Consider the following 16785-nt stretch of genomic DNA (forward strand, 5'->3'; position numbering starts at 1 on the left):
CGCCAAACTATACGGTACCTTAGACGAACAGTGAGCATTCGCCTGCTACGTCTCGCCGACGATCCCTCGACTACCAAAGGCGTCTACAGCGCGCGAAGCCTCTAGGCCCCCACCGTTCACGGCACGCGGAATCCGCCACTGACTATAGTTCGTAACCGGGGCCCCGACAGATGAGCCTAGGTAGCACGCAAAATTACGCCTCTCTCCCCGTATATTCGACCGTCGCCTGTTACTGACAATCGACATACAGGATCAAACCCGGACCAATTGGCTCCACGATCGTTAGGCGCGTCAGATCCAGATAAGTCACTGGCAGCGGCAGGCGCTCGTCATAATAGTCATCGTCAGATGCCAGCGCGGGTGTGGTCACCATGCCGACGATAAGCATCAGAACCAACGCTTTCATTTCGGGATACCTCTCCAGTTTCGCTCAATTGGTTTCTTCGGTTGCGGCGGCCAGGTGAATAACCACGTGATGATCGAGATGGACCAACTGAAAAGAAAGCCCATCCCGATGTATCCGATGAAGGTTGCGAATGTCATTCTGGCTGCTCCTATTGTTTGGCCATGTTTGCGATAACGGCCTGGATCACGGCTGAAATCCCCTGACGGTTAAGACCGCTTCCTGCCTTAACTTGGTTGGCGAGGTATTTGCGGCCTACATCGGTGAGTGCAGCTCGACCTGCAATCCTTCCGATATGAGGAGAAGCAGCGCCAACTGCCGCGCCAAGGCCCGGCATTCCCAATACAGACCCAACAGCGCCACCGATTGCAGCACCAGTGCCCGTCGTGCTTCCGGGCAGCAGGGCAGCGATCCGTCCAATGGCTCCGCTATCAGGTAATGCTGCCATAGTACCTTCGCCGGCACGTGCCAAATCGGCAAAGTCTCCCTGACCCCTGGCAAACGCACGCCGCCCTTGAGCGACGACGGCCGAACGAAGCTGAGCCGGAGAAATTATCCCGTGCCGAGCATTCTCGCCCGCTGCTGTGACAGCCTTCTCCACTACCAGCAGGTTTTTGTATGCATTGCGGGTTTCTTTCCACATACCCAGATCGGCAGGATTGTTGACTGCTATAGTGCGTTCCATCGCATCATCGAGAGCCTCACGGATACCCCTGTATGCTTCAAGCTCTTCGCCTGTCGCGGTTTTGAGCTTTTCACCGATTGTCGATGCAAGCTGTTTGTATTTCGCGCCTGAGATCGAGCCCTTGGCGATATCTGCCGTGATATCCGCAACCGTGTTTGATACTGCTGGAATACGGGCAGTCGGATTCGTATTCTCAACGTAAGTGCGCAGCGTATCGCCAACCTCCTTCGAAAACTGCTCATCTATCGTTATGTTATTACGGCTAGCCAGATCGTCGAACATTCCGCCAATACGTGTACCTGCCTCATTGACGGCCTCGGGCGTCGCGCGCGTGGCATTAGATCCAATGCGCTTCATGATGGCCCCGGTGAATTGCTCGCCCTGACGCTCTGCAAAGTTCTGAGCAGCCCCGCCGCCCAACTGGCCCTCAGTCGTGCGCAGTGCCTTGTTACCAGTCTGCTGGCCTGCCGTAAGGTCAATGCCTTCACGCTTCATCACTTTGTTTAAAGCAGCGCGCTCCTCCGATATGGCACCACCAAAGGGCGAGATAACCTTGTTAGCTCCAGCAACACCAACGGGCGCCGCCATTGCTGCCAACAGACGTGCATAGGTTTCAGCGCCGGGGTAGATTTCCTGCGCCACCTGACCAGCGCCTTCCGATGCAATGCCCGGGAGTACGCCGTATTTTATGATGTTCGACGGTGATGCACCTCCGAAAGCAGCGGCTGCAGGAACGAACGAAGATGCAGTCCGCGCGTACTCACCCGCCGTCGTCGTTGGTTTGTATGGCGCAACACCTGTTGTGTTAGTCACTGTATTGCTGACATCTGCAGAGGTAGGCGACGCCAGCGGTGTCGGCTCATCATTGCCGGTGAGCCAGTCATATGCCTTGCGGAGCGTATATGTCGGCAAACCGCTCACTACGTCAGCGCCGGTCTTCGCCGCGTCCCCTGCCTGCTTTGCTTCCTCAGGCGAGGCGACATAACCAACGACCTTGTTGACGATGCCGCCCAAGGCATTGGGAATGTCACCAAACTGTCCGGCAATCCCTTCCACGCCTTCTCGTAATCCTTGCCCGGTCGATTTGACCAAGTCCCCGGCAACGGATGGTTGAGTCGGCAGCCCAATTTTGCTGTTAAACTCCGCGACAGGTATATCGGAGTAAAATTTCCGGTGAACGGCATTGGCAAGCTGCTCATCGCTCAGATCGTTGTACTGAGGGTATTTCGCGCGGATATCTGCAATGCTGGCCATTAGCGACCTCCACGGATACCAAGAGGATCGTCAGAGCCGCCTTGCGCTCGTCCTCCGAAAACACAGGATTTGCCTCGGCCCATTCCGACAGTTGATCGTAAAAACCAAGATCCAGGCGACCCTCATGCGCCTTGGCATATTCCCTTGCCAATTGAGCGACCCTTATCTTGCGCTCGTTCATCCGACGCTTGATATCGATGATCTTCTTATTGCCAGCCTTGGACGTGTCGATCGTCGGCAGCTGCCCTTCAATGTATTCGCGGTCGGCATTGGAAACACCTGTCCCAAGCGAACCGCCCATATCATCAAGAACTGCTTTTTTGGACAGGGCGCTAAATGCTTCGGCGCTCGATACCGCGTCAGGATCAAGACCCATGGGCCTGACCCACTTTGCTATCTAGTAAGACCTTTTCCTTTACTACATGTCGATATGGGTCCCGGCCCCCGGCAAGCGGCGCAGGAATAAGAATACCCCCTCAGCCTTTGCAAAAGTTGGGAGGAAAGAGAGGCGTTTGCGTGCACACCTCCGTCTCCTCTCAAATTAGGCCGACCGCTTAAATCGGGGGATGATTTGGTCAAGGTTGGGTCACCTCGCGGTCAGTACTGCGAGTATATACCTACTCCGGGTTGCGGTATGTGTGGCAAAATGGTCAGCCGAAAAAGGGGGAGGAGCACAAAACGCTGCTCTATGTGTATCCGCTTCTATCGCGTCGCGTTAGGCTACGCTGGCGGCTAAAGGACGATTGCATCCCGTCCGCCGTATGACCCTGCAAGAACCCAATACATCAATAGCACGAAGATCAATACAAGGACTAAACCTACTGCAAGAAAAACGGTTTTACTGAGCATGATGCATCCCTCCTTGGGAGGGCGAGGAAGCCGGTGGGGGCCACAAGGATCATAATACACCTGTTGAAAGCCCCCGTCTTTCCCCCTGAAAGGCGTAATCGGATCATCTTTTTTGAGGGGTGAAGTGGTGCGTAGCGGATCGCTCCAAAAAGGGGGAGGAACTTCGACGTTGGGTTTTGGGGCCCGTTTCCCCGCTCCTCCCAGAAGAGCCGCGAAGGTTGGAACGGACTTCCGGCCTTCGCAGTCAGCCCGGGCACAGTACACAGGGAAAGTCCCCGGGTCCCTCAGTAGAATTGCTTACCGCTGTGGGGTTAAATCGCAGCCCATAACCCGCCTAAGTATTTGTTTCTATTTTATTTTTTACCTAACGCCTCATGCAAATACCTTCGTCCGTCAGTGCCTTGGGACCCACCTCGTACCACCCGGGCGCGCGCTACCCCTTGGGAGAAACCCCGGACCCTAGGGGCCTCCTTGAGCTCCGAGCGCCACCGGGCCCGGGCTACGGATCGGGCTGCAAGTTTACCCTTATCGTTTACCCGGAACCGAAAGCCAACTAAGCTATTGAAATCATTAGATGAGCGCTTGCAGGGTAGGCAAAGGCGCAGCGTGACCGCTGGCATTCATGGCCGACGTTGGCCGCGACTGGGTGGCTGGGCTCGGGATTTGCAGCGCCAAGCTGCTGAGTTTGTGACCCACTTTCTCTACAATTGTGGGTTGAGTAAAGCATTCGGTACAACCCAAATACAAACGTAAGCAAAGAATTACATTAAAACCGGCCCCGCACATGGTCGGGTGTCTCACGGCGCTCAGACCAGTTTCAGCACGAGCGCTGTCCACTTCTCCAGTGCCTTCCGCTTCTCGTCCACATAGCTGTAGCGGTCGTAGACGGCTCGCATTTTGCCCGTACTGGATTGATGGTTCACGATCTTCCGCAACCTCTTGAGGCACACGAAGGCGCGATAGGCCCGAGTACATGGTGGCCCGCAAGTCGTGCGCCGTGAAAGGCTCCAGAACCGCCTCTGGGTCCGTCTTCCGCATCAACTCTAGCATCTTCGCATCCAGTCGGCTCTTGGCTCTGCTGAAGCCGCTGACAGGCGTTTTTCCCTCGTTGGTGGTGAAATAGAGCCCTTTGTGACAATGCTTCTCCAGACCCTTTAGGATAGCCACAACGGCGGGGTCAGCGGTTCGATCCCGCTTGGCACTACTACTCTATTACATGTGATACATGTAAAAAATCCTGTCGACACTTTGCGAGCGGTAAAAAGAGTGACTGCAAACCGGCTCACTTTCGGGCGGGCTCAAGAGCTCTATCTCAAGTGCCCTTTAGCCAGCTCGGACAGCCTCTCAGAAAATTTTGCGACACAACAGTACGTAACAGTAAACCAGCTGCGAAATGCATTGGGACGGTTCAACTGGTCGCTTAGGGTCATTCGCAGACGCCCCGCGACATCCGGGGTTCGTTGGCTTTGGCCCCGAAAGCAGTCATTGACTTTCGCCATCACAGTTTTCCTTCGTCGGCTTATGGGTGCACGCCCCAAACTGGCTTGAAAGCCCCGCCTCGCGGGCTTGCCTTCAGACGGTCTTCCCGGGTGCCTCCCGGGGCCCTTTCGCACTGAGCGCGCCCGGCAGGCGGCAAAGCGCGCCCAATATTGTCCAAACGCACCCCGGCTATGGTTTCCACTAACGCTCTGAGAAGATTGGTACGCCCAGGGGGAGTGAGATAATATATAACCAATGACTTATACTGTCTAACAGGTCATATCGGCGGTTTTGATTTGCTTAGGCTTTTATGGGGAATGTTCTAACGGGTTGCCGCATGGTGAAGCTGCCATTTGCATGGCCGAGAGTTTCGTCGAGCGTTGTTGGCACCCCCGAGAGACGAGCGTCATCTAGTGTGGTGGCCTTAGGGCAACGCCTGTGTAGTGGCTGCCTAGCAGCCAGAAAGTCGTCGGAAACCGCTCCCGCCTTGCTTCTCGAAGGTCGAAGCGAGCGTTCGCCACGAGTTGAAAGGGATTGCGGCTAAGATTGCATCCGGCGGCGAGGACGCCCCACAACGGGTTGAACCGATCCTGTAGCCTTGTTCGCCATGCGGAGTCCGCCTGTCCATGCTCAAGAAAGATCAACTGCCCGCCCGGCTTCAGGATGCGCCGGATCTCCGCCAGCGCCAACTCGGGCCGCGGTATAGTGCAGAAGGCATAGGCGACGACGACCGTATCGGCGAAGCCGTCCGCCAGCGGTATGCTTTCTCCGCTGGCTTGCAGGCATTCGACATCCAACCGCCGGGCGCGGTCCTGCCTTTTGGCCATCGCGAGCATCCTGTCGTCGGGATCGATTCCGACAAGTCGTTTCACCTTGACTGCATCGTAATAAGGCAGGTTCAGGCCTGAGCCGAAACCGACTTCGACCACGGCGCCTGCCGCCAACGGTACCATGCGCTGCCGCATGCGCGAGAATGCGTTCGCCGAGCAGCCGAAGTGGACGACATGGGGTGCAATACGGTGACCGTACCAGGAAAGACACGAGCGGCACATGGCTCAACAACCTTTTCTTATGGCAAGGGAATCAATGAGGATCAGCCGCCGTCCGCGCCGGCGGAACAGCTCGACATGGCCGGCCTCGTGCCAGGATTCACGGTTGTCGGTCAGGCCGTGGAGCAGCACAAGCGGGTCGCCGGAACCGAGCTCTTCGTAAGATATCGATACACCATCCGCGGCCACTGCATCGGAAAAGCGGTGAGGGGTAGAAGTTTTGACCAGTAACATTTATCACTCCATGGAGTCTTCGGATCGGGCCCATCAGCCCGAGATTGAGGGTATACGCGGCCGGCGTCCCCTCAACGTCCCCTGCCGGATGCGCTGTGACGGATCGATGGAGCGATTGGAATTTCGGCTTCTTGGCTTTCCAGAGTTCCGCATCAACGGGCGGCGGGTGGACCTTGGTCTGCGAAAAGCGGTGGCGCTCCTCATCCTCCTCGCCGAGTCCAGTAGACCTGTCGCGCGCGAGAGCGTTGCCGCGCTGCTGTGGCCGGACGCGGAGACGTCGGAGGCGCGGGCACGCCTTCGGCGGACGCTGCACAAGGTTGGGATCGCCTTCGGCGGCCAGATTATCACAGCGAATGGGGCGTCCCTCGGCCTGGATCCGGTGCTTTCCACCGACGTGGATTCCAGGAGCTTCGAGCGCGACTGTGATTGCCGCGCCTTTGAGAAAGGAGTTGATCTTTACAACGGTGATTTTCTCTCCGGCTTCGCGCTTCCGGATTGCCCCGAGTTCGAGGAGTGGGCTTTTTTCAGGCGTGAGGCTTTGCGCAGCCGCCTGGTGCAGGCGCTGGAGCGGTTGACTGAAGCGAAAATCTCTACAGGAGAGCCTCGCACCGGAGCAGTCCATGCAATACGTCTGGTGGGATTGGACCCACTAAGCGAGAGCGCGCATCGGCATTTGATCCGAGCGTACCTGGCTGCTGGGGACAGGCCGGCAGCCGAACATCAGCTCGAAGCCTGCACCCGATCCTTGCGCGACGAACTCGGCGTGCTGCCAGACCCTGCCACTGTCGCTTTGTTGCAGCAACGGGATCGGGTTGCTCACCCGGACATGCCCAGAACCCGTTATGTGAAAGCAGGCCGCATCCATTTGGCCTTTCAGATTGTTGGCAGCGGTCCGCTCGACATCGTGCTTGTTCCAGGCTTCGTTTCGCATGTTGAGCGCATCTGGGAGGACAGCCGTTGCCGTGAATGGATCGCTGCGGTTTCACGGATCGGTCGCTTGATCTTCTTTGATCGGCGCGGCGTAGGGCTTTCCGATCGCGTCGGTACCCCGCCCACCGTCGAAGCAACTGCGCAGGACATATTGGCGGTGATGGACGCGGCCGAAAGCCGCCGCGCCCTGCTCATCGGCTCATCGGAGGGTGGTCCCGGCTGCATTCGTTTCGCCGTTGACCATCCCGATCGTCTCGTCGGCTTGATCCTGTGGGGCTCCCTCGCGAAGGGCAGCTTTACGCCCGACCATCCCTTTGCCCTGACTGTCGAGCAATACGATCTGTGGAAGAAACGCCTGATCGGCAGTTGGGGCGGACCGTCCGAAATCGAGACCTTCGCGCCGAGCCTCGCTGGAGATTGCCAGGCAGAAGCCTGGTGGGCCGCATTGCTCAGGGCGGCGTCGAGCCCTGGCGCGGTTTCGGGCGTGCTGGACGCGCTGCGTGATACCGATGTCCGCCAGCTTCTCGGAAAGGTTTCGGTGCCGACGACAGTCCTCCATCGCTCCGGTGACCGCGCTGTGCGACTGGAGGCTGGTCGATACCTTGCCGGGAATATTCGCGGTTCGCGGTTCGTCGAGGTCGCCGGCGACGACCACTGGTTCTGGGTTGGCGACCAGAGCCCGCTGCTGTACGCCATCGGCGAGTTTGTGCAGCCCCGATGAGGATGCCGCTCGCAGCAAATCGTGCTGATCCTGTTACTTCCTCGCTTGACGTTTCTTCGGGAAACGTCGGCCTAGGGTCGGGATCGGCTATTCGGCGAACTGCAACTAACGTCCGCTTCGCGCGCCATCAGGAGAGCGACTTGCTTGAGCCACTTGCTGCAGCGGTGCAAGGGGTTGCGGTCTGAACCTGGTCGACGCGCAGTCGACGGGACGTGCGTCAAGATCACTGACGTGATGTGCGCTTTGGGCCCCTAAGCGGACACTCCTCTAGATGAATCGGGAAGGACCGCACCGGATGGAAAGAGGGCCAACGATACGAGCGTTCGCGATCAACAAAATGCGTTTTTCGCGCGCGGCGATGCGACACCGCGAATGGACCATTTTTGAAAGAAAGCTTTCCTGCTAACGCATAATTTCTCGAGTCAAAATCGATTTTGGAGTAAAATTGCGCAGAGCATTTAAAGGGCTGCAGCGTCCTTGCGCGCCGTCTTCGACGCGGAGCACTGTAGAGGAAAGGTGAAGCCAATGAAAAGGTTAGCAATCTTTGCCCTGTCGCTGGTGACGGCGCTGACGAGCGCCCCGCCGGCCATGGCGTTTCCCACCGTTGCCGTGCCGAAGATCGAAGTCCAAGAGGCGCAGCCGGTCCAGTACAGGCGTTACCGCGGCGGTTACAACCGTGGATACCGGGGCGGCTATCGAGGCTACCGCGGGCATGGACACCACAATGGTAACGACGATTGGGTTTGGGCACTGGGCGGGCTCGCGACTGGCGTAATCATCGGCGGATTGCTGGCGCAGCCGAGGTATTATGGCCCCAGCTATTACGATCAGAGCTATTACGGGCCGACCTATTACCGTCCGCGCTACTACGCGCCACGCAATTACCGCCAGGTCTATTATGGCGGCAACACACACGCGCGCTGGTGCTATGCCCGCTACCGGTCCTACAGGGCTTACGACAACACGTTCCAGCCCTACTACGGTCCGCGACGGGCGTGCGTCTCCCCCAACTATTGATTTCAGGCGTAGTTGGCGATCCACCTGGCACTTTTCCCGGACGCGCAGGCTACCGGATTCTTCGGCTTCTCCTCAAACGGCTGCGTCGATCGCCGCTTCTGGCGCGAACGAGCCATGACGCCTTCCGGCCAATACTGTTGAAAAAGTCGGTTTTCTAGAACGTTTGATTTTTTGGAGCGGCAAGCCCCGGTTTTAGAGTTTTTCAACAGTATCCGCCATAAGTGGTCATCGCCTAATTTGAAACGGGTTGCAAATTTAGGCAGAGCTGGCGATATGCGTCGTAGCGGATCGGCCACTTCAATTCTACATCTGGTACATATCTCTGGTACACAAACGCAACTAAGAGTCTTCGAAATGATTGTTTTTATTATATAAAATTTACTCGAGTTAGTCCCCGCTTGGCTCCACCATTACCCATCTATGAGGTTGATTTCCTTAAAAACTGTTTGATTTCAACGCCCTCCGCAATGGTCTCACATGTTTGACGAGCTTCTGCATGCGACGCCTGACCGGGCCGAGGAAATGTGAGTTTTGCAACTGGTTTCAATTTTGTGAGGTTCCAAGCAGGGAAACATATGATCGCCGTTTGCAGGTCGCATCTTTTCGTTTGGTCTCCGACCGGAGCCGGTTACTGACGTTCGGCACTTGCGTAGAAGATGCTCCAGCGTAAAGCAGGCAACAGTATTCCGACGCTCAGGTAGTTCCGGCGCGATTTCGAGCTACGACATCATCATGGGTGAGATTGTCGCCGGCCTCCATGAACTGCTGGATTAGAGCCTCACGATTTTCAGGAGCGCGAGCCTTGTCTGCGGATTGGAGAGCCGCTTTCAACTCGCTAATTGTTAGTTCCGTGCAGTAGGCTGGAGTGCCAGGCTGTTGGCGCCAAGAACTCGACAGACCACCTGAATCCACCGGATCGAAACCCGTAGCATCGACCAGCTTCGCGGCGACAGCCTTCGCTTCCGGATCATCGCCGGCAACCGGAACAGCAATACGTCCAGATGCTCCGCTCGATTGCCCTTTTTCTGCCAGCGTCACAGCCAGTACAGCGTTCCATGCTTTGACGACGGGACGGCCAATCTGCTCGCTAATCCAAACGCTTTCGGGCTTTCCACCATCGAAGTCAGCGATCGCGCCGTCGCGGAACGGGTAATAATTGGAGGTATCGATTACGACTGTGGCTTCAGGCACATTATTGAAGAGCGTGGCAACATCGGGATATTTGACGAACGGGATCGAAAGAACGATTACCTCGACGTCCTGAACCGCCTCTTTCTTGGAAACAGCTTTGGCTCCTGCATCACTTGCGAGATCGCGGATTGTATCCGGCCCCTTTGAATTGGAAATTTTGACGTCATGGCCGCTGACCACGAGTTTTCTCGCCAGAGTCGCGCCGATATTTCCAGCACCAATGATTCCGATTTTCATTACATATCCTTTCGTAAAGGTCCGAGGGTGCTCCCTTCACTCACCAGCGGGCGGGCGAATGCATGAAGAGTGTTTCGAAGTTCAGCCAATCCTGCCCGGTTTGTTGGCAGGCTGTTTCGTTCTCGCGCAAGCATTCGCCGCTCTTCGTTAACCTCCCAGATCTACATCTGTTCACCGCAAGGCATCACTCGGCAGCTATCGCTGTTGGCCCATGCACCTCCTCCAGCGTTTCTTTATCGGCGTCATTCTTCCCTGGGTTGATGCGGAACCAGGTAGCATAAAGAGCGGGAAGAAAGAGGAGGATCATTACGGTACCGACGGCCGTACCGCCGATCAGCGTGTACGCCATCGATCCCCAGAACACCGAGTGGGTGAGTGGGATGAAAGCAAGAACGGCCGCCAGTGCAGTCAAGATCACAGGTCGCGTCCGCTGCACTGTAGCCTCGATGACGGCGTGGTAGTCATCGAGACCAGCCGCCTGATTCTCCTTGATTTGTTCGGTAAGGATTAAGGTATTGCGCATCAGGATTCCAGCCAGTCCGATCAACCCCAGGATGGCGTTGAAGCCAAAGGGCTGATTGAAGAGGAGAAGCACCGGCACCGCGCCGGCCAGACCGAGCGGCGCCGTCATCATCACCATGGTCATTGTCGATAGGCTGCGGACCTGGAGGATAATGACGATCAACATGGCAGCAATCATCACAGGGAATATCTGAACGAGCGCGGCATTGGCTTTAAGCGATTCCTCGATATTTCCGCCCATCTCGATGCGATAGCCGACAGGCAGCGAGGCGATCAGCGGCTGAAGCGCCTTTTGAACCTGCTGTGAGACCTCCGGGGGCTGCGTCGCTTCACTGATGTCCGAACGGATTGTAATGACCGGAGTACGGTCGCGGCGCTTCATGATCGGCTCTTCGAACCTGATTTCGGAATGGCCGATCTGATCGAGCGGAATCTGCCGACCATCCCTGCTCATGAGAGAGAAATCAGCCAGTCTGGACGGATCAAGCCGGTTCTCACCGGCACTGCGCGCGACGACAGGCACGTTGCGGATGTTTTCGCGCACCTGCGTAACCGGGATACCCGTCAACAACAACCGCATCTGCTGGGCTGCCTCCGCCGGCGACAGGCCGATCAGGTTGAGTCGGTCCTGGTCAGGAACGAAGCGAAGGACGGGCGTTCGATTGCCCCAGTCGCGGTTTGCCTGGCGGACGTCGGGCACGCCTTTCATAATATCGAGCGCCTGTTCCGAGATTTTGTACAGTTGGTCGGGATCGGGGCCCATGATCCGAAACTCGACCGGAAACGGCGTGTAAGGGCCGAACACGAGCTGGGTGACGCGAACAGAGGCCTCGGGGACCAGGCCGTCCGAAACGGCGGCCCGAAGGCGATGCTTCAGGGCCTCCCGCGCAGAAGAGTCAGGCGTCAGCGCAACGATCTTGGCAAAGGCGGGGTCCGGCAATTCCGGCGCCATGGCAAAAAAGAAGCGAGGAGCGCCCTGACCGACGTAGCTGGTGACGATATTTGCCTCGGGCTGACTTTGCAGCCAGCTTTCGACTTTCGCGACCGCGGCGGTCGTCGCCTCGATGCTCGTGCCTTCAGGCATGCGGACCTCGACGAGAACTTCGGGGCGATCCGACGTCGGGAAGAATTGCTGTTTCACGCTCCCCATCCCGACGACGGAAACGGCCATGATCATACCCACCACACCGCACGTCACGAACTTATGGCGAACGGCAAATTCAATGAGTCCACGCAGGCGACGGTAATTCGGCGTGTCATAGATGGCGTGATGACCACCCTCGACTGCCTTGATCTCCGGCAGCATCTTGACACCCAGATACGGTGTAAAGATCACCGCAACGAACCAGGAAACAATCAGGGCGAAACCCACGACCCAGAAGATATTCCCCGCATATTCGCCGGCGGTCGATCTGGCAAAGCCGACCGGCATTAACCCGATGATGGTCACAAACGTTCCCGACAGCATGGGTGCCGCGGTATGGCTCCAGGCATAGGCGGCCGCCTTGATGCGATCCATCCCCTCTTCCATTTTCACGACCATCACCTCAATGGCGATGATGGCATCATCAACGAGAAGTCCGAGCGCCAAGATCAGCGCGCCGAGCGTGATACGATCGAAAAACCTGCCGGTTTCCAGCATGATGAGGAAGACGACAGCCAGCGTAAGCGGAACGGCGAGGGCAACCACAATCCCCACACGCCAACCAAGACTGATGAGGCTCACAAGCAAGACTACCCCGAGGGCCATGGCGAATTTCATCATGAACTCGCCGACCGCAGCGTCGATGTTCACCGCCTGATCGCTTACCTTTGCGAGCGTCATACCGAGCGGAAGGGTTTGAGCGATCGCGGCAGATTTTTCCTCGAGCGCCTTGCCGAGTTCGAGACCGTTCCAGCCCTGCTGCATGACTGCGCCAAGCATGATGGCCGGCTCACCCTCATGACGGATAATGTAGGTGGCCGGATCTTCATAGCCGCGCCGCACTTCTGCGAAATCCGAGAGCTTCAAAGTCCGTCCAGCGGCAACGATCGGCGTATCGGCGATTGCCTGTATACTATCGTATGCACCGTCGAAACGCATAAAGACCTGCGGCCCTCTTGTATCGATTGAGCCAGCGGGCGTGACCGTGTTTTGCCTCTGTAAAGCGGCAGCGATGTCTTGTGCCGAGATTCCAAGTGTGGCGAGCTTCGAATAGGAGAATTCGACAAAGATCTGTTCAGGCCGCTCTCCGAGAATGTTGATCTTCTTGACGCCTGGCACATGCAGAAGATCCTGCCGTATCAATTCGGCTTGCCGCACGAGCTCGCGCATCGGCATCCCCTTAGCCTTCAGCGCATAAAGAGCGAAGCTCACATCGGAGTACTCGTCGTTGACAAAAGGCCCGAAGACACCTTGAGGCAGGTTTCGTGCTTCGTCTCCGAGCTTTTTACGTGCCTGGTAAAACTCTTCCTCGACCGCATCAGGTGGCATACTATCCTTTAAAGTGACGGTCAAAAAGGCATAGCCTGGCCGTGTTGTCGTCTCGACACGGTCGTAATACGTCAGTTCCTGGATACGCTTTTCAAGTGGCTCTGCGACGAGATCCTGCATTTCGCGCGCTGTTGCACCTGGCCATGCAGCTGTCACGGTCAGGGTTTTGATGGTGAAGGAGGGATCCTCTGCTCGCCCGAGCTTGACAAAGGCATAGACGCCCGCGGCGGCCAGAAGGATGATGAAAAACAAAGTTACGGCCCGCTCACGAACCGCCAGCGCTGAAAGGTTGAGATTCATTGGACCGCCGCTCCGGTCTGTTCCGAACTGGTCCGGACGCTGGCGCCATCCGTCAGCAGGTGGGCGCCAAGTGCGATGACTGGCTCTCCGGCCTTCAGGTTTGAAACGACTACGTTCTCTTCGCCAATGTGCTCGATCTTCACCTGCCTCAAGTAAACGCTCGAAGACTGCTCGTTGAAGACCCAGACGCCGGTTCGACTGCCGTCGTCGAAGACAGCACCGACGGGCACCACTGCATGCGATTGGCTGCTTTTGTTGGAAACTCTTATTGTCACCGTTGCACCCAGCGGAGCCGATGCCGCCGCGCCTTCTAGAACCCACCGAGCTTCATAGGTGCGGGTCTGAGGATCCGCAGCGTCCGACATCTGGCGAAGCCGTGCCTTATCTTCCTCTGCTTCGTTTCCGTAAACACTGGCATGCGCCACTTCGCCGGGTTCCAGCCGAAGAGATTCAGGAAGCCATACGAGCGCTTCCCGAGGCCCAGCCTGGGCAAGCCTGATTACAGTCTGGCCTGCTGTTACGACTTGTCCGGGCTCCCCAAGCGCCTCCACAACGGTTCCATCGGTGTCAGCGACTAGAAGCGAATAGGTCGCCTCATTGTCCGCGACACTGGCATCGGCTTCCGCCGCAGCAAGCTGTGCGGCAGCGGTGTCGAGAGCTGTCTTTGCTTGCTCATAACGTTGCGGGGAGGCCGCCAATCCGTTTTTTACGAGGGCGGCGTATCGTCGCTCGTCTGCTTGCGCTTGTGTGAATACCGCCCGAGCAGCGACGACTGCATTACTTTTTGCTGCAAGCGCAAGACGCAGATCAGTCTCATCGATGCGCATTAGGGGCTGGCCGCCTTTGACCTTTTCGCCGACGTCCACGTAACGCTGAACGATCTTACCAGGCATACGAAACCCCAGATTGCTCTGCACCCGGGCGGCGATGGTCCCTGTGAACGTTCGCTCAGCCGCTTCGGGCGTCTTCGCTTTCACCACCCTGACGAGTGGGGCCGCTATGCGTGGATCCGCGGCTTCCGCCGCCTTTCCAAATGGCTCGAGGACGAACACAATTACCGCAGCGCCGGCCGCCGCCAGAAACGCTATCGATGAGAGAAGAATTTTGCGGCGGTCCATTTCAATTACCCTTCTTGACAGGTGCAGCGTTCGAATTAGATTGCGATATAACTCTAAATTTGTTATAGATGTCAAATGAAATCTAATTGGAGGTCAAAATGCGAGTCAGCCGTGCGCAGGCCGAAGCAAATCGCCAAGCGGTGATAGACGCCGCAAGCCAGCTCTTCCGGGAGCACGGCTTTGACGGTATTGGGCTGAAGGATTTGATGAAAGGTGCCGGCCTTACTCAGGGCGCGTTCTATAAGCAGTTCGAATCGAAAGCCGATCTTGCCGCACAGGCATCAAGGCGCGCGATGGAGAACGCAACCCGCAGATGGTCGACAGCAGCTGCGGGCAATCCTAATCCACTTGAAGCAATTGTGTCGTTCTATCTGTCCACGGGCCATCGCGAGGAGCGGAGTGACGGGTGCCCTCTGGCGGCACTTGGTTCTGACGCCGCGCGGCACAGCGAAGAGGTACGGGTTCCGTTTCAAGAGGGCATCGAAGCTCATCTGCAGATCCTCGATGAGTTGATGCCCAAGTCGGAGAGCTCCAAACCGTATCATAAAGCAATGGCCATCCTGTCTCTCATGGTCGGCGCCGTAACGATCTCTCGTGTCATGACAGATGAAGCAATGTCGCAGAATGTTCTCGAAGCAGCTGCTGACGAGGTCAGGCGCATTGCGCTTTCGTCCGAAGGGCAATGATTCGGATAGCATCCCCGCCGAAGGATCAGCACAAATTAGATCGGCACTCTTCGCATTAGCTGCGGTGGAAGAGGCTCCCACTTAAGCCAAGAACATCAGAGACCGGCTGCTGCTGCGGCAGCCTCCGTTCACAGGTCCGCTCGCGCCATGGGGGCCGTCCCCCGCGTTTGAATCCGGTTGCAAATTTATGTGTCGATTATAGCAAAGCCGAACCCGCTATCAGTTTCCATTTGGTACATTTTACTGGTACACAAACCCCGTGACACGGTCTCTTTAGCATTGTTTTTATTGCATAAATTTTCATAAAGTTAGTTCCCGCTTGGCTCCACCAAATTCTACTGTACTTCAACCAATTACGCTCCTGGCCGTTCTTGCGCTGGGAAGGGGTTGGCACTCCGCACATCAATTGAACGTTAGGATCGATGCGCGTGTTCGCGCACTGGCGCGCCTGGTTTGGTCCAGACAATCGCTGTGTCATTCCCCGATCAGCCTTGCCGAGTACGGCCATGAGATCTGGGCTAACCGCACACGCTGATTGCGATTTGAGCCATTATTCATTACAGTCATTTAGTTAGTTGGCTTGTATTGGATTGCGCTATGACTAAGATTGTATTCACGCCGAAATTTGCTTTGTTTCTGTTCATTTTTCTCGCAACAAATGCGCTATATTTCTGGCTGAAAATTGATCCTGTCGACGTCTCTGTCTCGCTGGATGAGTCAGGGCCAATCGAGACTGTGCAGCTTGCCTACCTTGCGGGCGGAGCACTGTTGTTCTTTGCAGCAGCAGCAGCGACACTGTCGGGCACAGAACGAATGTTCTGCATTGCAATGGCCATGCTTGGCCTCGTCTTTTTTCTTCGTGAGATGGAGGTCGACAATGCTGGCCCGATCAGCGCTTACCTTGAAAGCAGATTGCTACGGACACATGAGGCAATTGTGGTTGCGGCGGTAATCAGCTTCTACCTGGTTTTTCGCTGGAGTCTGATAGGTGGCGTAATGAGTTTTGTATTCAGCAAATCGGCATGGCCATTTTATGTGGCAGCCATTCTGCTTTTGGCTGGCGCAACATTCGACATATTTCACGGATCGGTCCCAAATCAGATAAAGGAAGAGATCTTCGAATGCAGCAGTTACCTGACACTCCTGCTCATCGCGGGAGCTATCTGTTATCAGCAACCCGGCGCCAGAATCCGGAGCACGTCGGCAGACTTTCTGATGGTGGTCGTGACAGTCTCTCTCTTCGCCGGGGCTTGCTGGCTGACCGAGCAGATTCCATGATTATCATGGGAGTGGCCACCAGGCGGAAATCCCTACTCGATTTTACCTTGGTTGGGATCGCCCACGAAAAATTGCTTGATATTTCTGATGTTTCGCTTGTCAGTTAACGGCATAGGCTCGGCGTCGAGATCCCAGACCACAATCACCAACCTCCGCCGAGCCTCTCTTCGCCGTTCTTATTCTGCGGGCAAGCTCCCTGGCATCTTCTGGATAGGCCCGCACATGTGGGCAGTAAGTGCCGCGTCGTCCTCCAAACATGGTTGCTCAGCGTCTTTCGTGTGCGGTGGCATTAGGAAAACTAGTCCCTGTGAGCAACTTTCCATGCCCTGACAGCGTTCTATAATGACGGGAGTGCATAG

The 16785-nt window shown here is 56.6% G+C and carries 12 protein-coding genes; 4 read left to right on the forward strand and 8 right to left on the reverse strand.

The window, feature by feature from the left end; all coding sequences use genetic code 11:
• Window positions 1–229: 229 nt before the first annotated feature.
• The 5 genes from CU102_RS29920 to CU102_RS18025 form a co-directional block, all read right to left on the reverse strand.
• Window positions 230–406 carry a hypothetical protein gene (locus CU102_RS29920; protein ID WP_166648398.1) on the reverse strand — a complete coding sequence of 59 codons (177 nt, stop codon included), beginning with the start codon at window positions 404–406 and terminating at the stop codon, window positions 230–232.
• A 148-nt stretch (window positions 407–554) separates the two neighbouring features.
• Entirely contained in the window at window positions 555–2342 is a 1788-nt protein-coding gene (locus tag CU102_RS18005) for a DUF1269 domain-containing protein (protein WP_133624508.1), read from the reverse strand.
• Entirely contained in the window at window positions 2284–2718 is a 435-nt protein-coding gene (locus CU102_RS18010) for a hypothetical protein (protein ID WP_106712484.1), read from the reverse strand. Before CU102_RS18010 ends, CU102_RS18005 begins: the two co-directional genes overlap by 59 nt.
• A gap of 2362 nt (window positions 2719–5080) precedes the next feature.
• Entirely contained in the window at window positions 5081–5722 is a 642-nt protein-coding gene (locus CU102_RS18020) for a class I SAM-dependent methyltransferase (protein ID WP_106712486.1), read from the reverse strand.
• A gap of 3 nt (window positions 5723–5725) precedes the next feature.
• A complete protein-coding gene (locus CU102_RS18025; RefSeq protein ID WP_133624510.1) occupies window positions 5726–5953 on the reverse strand; it encodes an alpha/beta fold hydrolase in 228 nt (75 codons plus the stop codon).
• A 106-nt stretch (window positions 5954–6059) separates the two neighbouring features.
• Here CU102_RS18025 and CU102_RS18030 point away from each other — a divergent pair, with 106 nt between their 5' ends.
• Both CU102_RS18030 and CU102_RS18035 read left to right on the forward strand, forming a co-directional pair.
• A complete protein-coding gene (locus tag CU102_RS18030; RefSeq protein ID WP_106712586.1) occupies window positions 6060–7604 on the forward strand; it encodes a bifunctional AfsR/SARP family transcriptional regulator/alpha/beta hydrolase in 1545 nt (514 codons plus the stop codon).
• Window positions 7605–8129: 525 nt separating this feature from the next.
• A complete protein-coding gene (locus CU102_RS18035) occupies window positions 8130–8621 on the forward strand; it encodes a BA14K family protein (protein WP_106712488.1) in 492 nt (163 codons plus the stop codon).
• A gap of 693 nt (window positions 8622–9314) precedes the next feature.
• Here CU102_RS18035 and CU102_RS18040 read toward each other — a convergent pair.
• The 3 genes from CU102_RS18040 to CU102_RS18050 form a co-directional block, all read right to left on the reverse strand.
• The gene (locus CU102_RS18040; RefSeq protein ID WP_106712489.1) at window positions 9315–10049 is read right to left on the reverse strand and encodes an NADPH-dependent F420 reductase; all 735 of its coding nucleotides are present in this window, start codon (window positions 10047–10049) and stop codon (window positions 9315–9317) included.
• Between the two features lie 184 nt (window positions 10050–10233).
• Window positions 10234–13344 carry an efflux RND transporter permease subunit gene (locus tag CU102_RS18045; protein WP_106712490.1) on the reverse strand — a complete coding sequence of 1037 codons (3111 nt, stop codon included), beginning with the start codon at window positions 13342–13344 and terminating at the stop codon, window positions 10234–10236.
• Window positions 13341–14462 (reverse strand): efflux RND transporter periplasmic adaptor subunit, encoded by a 1122-nt coding sequence (locus CU102_RS18050; protein ID WP_106712491.1) that lies wholly within the window; start codon window positions 14460–14462, stop codon window positions 13341–13343. The genes CU102_RS18045 and CU102_RS18050 overlap by 4 nt, the downstream gene beginning before the upstream one ends.
• 98 nt (window positions 14463–14560) lie before the next feature.
• Between CU102_RS18050 and CU102_RS18055 the strand changes: the two genes are divergently transcribed.
• Both CU102_RS18055 and CU102_RS18060 read left to right on the forward strand, forming a co-directional pair.
• On the forward strand, window positions 14561–15148 hold the full coding sequence (locus CU102_RS18055) for a TetR/AcrR family transcriptional regulator (RefSeq protein WP_106712492.1): 588 nt from the start codon (window positions 14561–14563) through the stop codon (window positions 15146–15148).
• A gap of 597 nt (window positions 15149–15745) precedes the next feature.
• The gene (locus tag CU102_RS18060) at window positions 15746–16426 is read left to right on the forward strand and encodes a hypothetical protein (RefSeq protein WP_106712493.1); all 681 of its coding nucleotides are present in this window, start codon (window positions 15746–15748) and stop codon (window positions 16424–16426) included.
• The last annotated feature ends 359 nt before the right edge of the window (window positions 16427–16785 follow it).

Origin of the sequence: Phyllobacterium brassicacearum (genome assembly GCF_003010955.1) — a bacterium.
Lineage (GTDB): Bacteria > Pseudomonadota > Alphaproteobacteria > Rhizobiales > Rhizobiaceae > Phyllobacterium > Phyllobacterium brassicacearum.